The organism is Escherichia sp. E14S1 (assembly GCF_004211995.1).
Taxonomy (GTDB): Bacteria; Pseudomonadota; Gammaproteobacteria; order Enterobacterales; family Enterobacteriaceae; genus Escherichia.
The window spans coordinates 1-1,893 of sequence record NZ_RHJQ01000040.1 but is presented as its reverse complement, the minus strand read 5'-3'; the positions used below and the strand labels follow the sequence as shown (position 1 = coordinate 1,893).

Annotated in this window: 4 protein-coding genes; 2 read left to right on the top strand and 2 right to left on the bottom strand. The window is 47.3% G+C overall.

Features of this window, described 5'->3' with window-relative positions; translation table 11 throughout:
- Together D9734_RS22990 and D9734_RS22985 are read left to right on the top strand one after the other, a co-directional pair.
- Positions 1-374: hypothetical protein (locus D9734_RS22990; RefSeq protein ID WP_021542076.1), on the top strand; the 374-nt coding region annotated here is incomplete at its 5' end.
- Between the two features lie 20 nt (positions 375-394).
- Positions 395-838 carry a tail fiber assembly protein gene (locus D9734_RS22985; protein WP_113906236.1) on the top strand — a complete coding sequence of 148 codons (444 nt, stop codon included), beginning with the start codon at positions 395-397 and terminating at the stop codon, positions 836-838.
- Here the strand turns inward: D9734_RS22985 and D9734_RS22980 are convergent.
- A complete protein-coding gene (locus tag D9734_RS22980; protein ID WP_130210842.1) occupies positions 810-1,412 on the bottom strand; it encodes a tail fiber assembly protein in 603 nt (200 codons plus the stop codon). The two genes, D9734_RS22985 and D9734_RS22980, sit on opposite strands and share 29 nt — an antisense overlap.
- Positions 1,412-1,893, bottom strand: a 482-nt coding sequence (locus D9734_RS22975; RefSeq protein WP_053265584.1) for a tail fiber protein, incomplete at its 5' end; no start/stop codon positions are given. The genes D9734_RS22975 and D9734_RS22980, both read right to left, overlap by 1 nt.

The window sequence follows — 1,893 nt, the reverse complement described above, 5'->3', positions numbered from 1 at the left end:
TTGGTTTGGGAGAAGCAGCGAAACGGGGTGTGGGAACAGGGGAAAATCAGATACCGGACATGGCTTCTTTTGCCAGTGGTGATGGATGGATGAAATTACCCAACGGTAAAATTCTGCAATATGGTCGAGGTGAGGCTATGCCGAAATTATCGACGCAAACAATGAGGATTACATTTCCTATCCCTTTCCCTAAAAAAGCGGACTGCGCCATTCTTACCCATTCTGGTGATGGCGGTGCGCCTTTAGGCGCTGGGCGAGGGTTCGTGATGACTGCAGAAGGCCCTACGTTAACCGGCTTTAATTCTGCTTACAGAACGTCATCAACCAGCGACACGGTATCTATGCATTACAGTTGGTGGGCTGTTGGTGAGTAATTTTATTCAGGGTGATTTATATGAACGAATATGTTTATAGTGCCAAGCATAATGCTTTTTTCCCTGTGGATATGATTGATAAATATAAATCAGTAGGATGGGATTTATCAGATGCTAAGGAGGTGAATCAAAATATTGTCAGTGAGTTTATGGCTGAACCGCCACAAGGAAAAGTCCGTATTGCCGGAAAGGATGGACTACCTACGTGGGCAGATATTCCTCCACCTACTCATGAAGAGCTTATTGAAATTACTGAATCAGAAAGACAGCTACTAATTAACCAGGCCAACGAATACATGAACAGTAAGCAATGGCCCGGTAAAGCCGCTATTGGTCGTCTGAAAGGTGATGAACTGGCGCAATATAATTTGTGGCTGGATTATCTGGACGCACTGGAGCTGATCGATACTTCCGGTGCGCCAGATATTGAATGGCCTACGCCTCCGGCAGTTCAGGCCAGATGACATCCGGCGCTGTGCTGGTATCTGTTGCCGTCACCGCGTCAATGTAATCCAGCACAGCGTTAAGGCGGGTTGTTTCTGCCTGCGTCAGCTTCCGTCCGGCCCGTAATTTCAGTTGAATCAGACTGATGGAGGCCATTGCAGTATCAATCAGCGACTGGCGCAGTGCTTCTGCTGCATCTACTGCTGCGCCGTGCTGTGCCTCGGTATCTGTCACCCATTTCTCACCATTCCATTTATCGTATGGCGTTAACGGGGCGATAGTGGTTGTATTTTCAGGATAATCACCCGGAGCTGTGATTTCTTTCGATTCTCCTGTTTCGGTGCTATAGACGATTTCACCGCGATGATCTGGCACATATTCCCATGAATTTAAATCTATCGAACGGCAGATAGCATAACCCGCCTTATGTGTGGCAGGGGCATCTAAACAGGAATATGCAGGGATACCGACACCAATGGCAAGATATTCATTTGAAGTGGAAATATATTCCCGAGTTTCACCATCATAGTTATAGACGGTAATATTCCCCGCCTTCGTGGCAATAAGCTCGCTATTTAATACGGCGTTATCCATTATGCAGCCCTCACGATAAAGTTAAATGCAATATTTCGTGGACGGGTTTCACTCCCGCCAGTATTACCGATACTCCCTCGTGAATGAAGTGTCGGTGATGGGATCAGACTCCCTCCTGTATTTGTGGCATCAAGTCCCCGTCCTTGTGTGTATGTCTTTTTGAAAATCGTAGCCAGTTCCCATTCATCTTTTGTGTCGTAACCATCATTGGCAACAACAATATGACGGTGCTTTTCCAGCATCCCAGCCTGAAGGCTCAATAAAGCACGTCCTGCATCAATACCGCGCCCATCATCCCAGCCACGAATAAATTCACCTCGTAAATCAGGCAATTTATTTGTCGGGTAAGCCTTTGCCAGTTCCGGGTATTCTTCAGCAGAAAAAGCCGCCCCGTTGCATTTCAGCCAGCCTGTTGGCGGTGTGGCTGAAGGCCATGGAACAGGCACACCAACAGGTAATGCAGAGCCTTCTCCCAAACCAA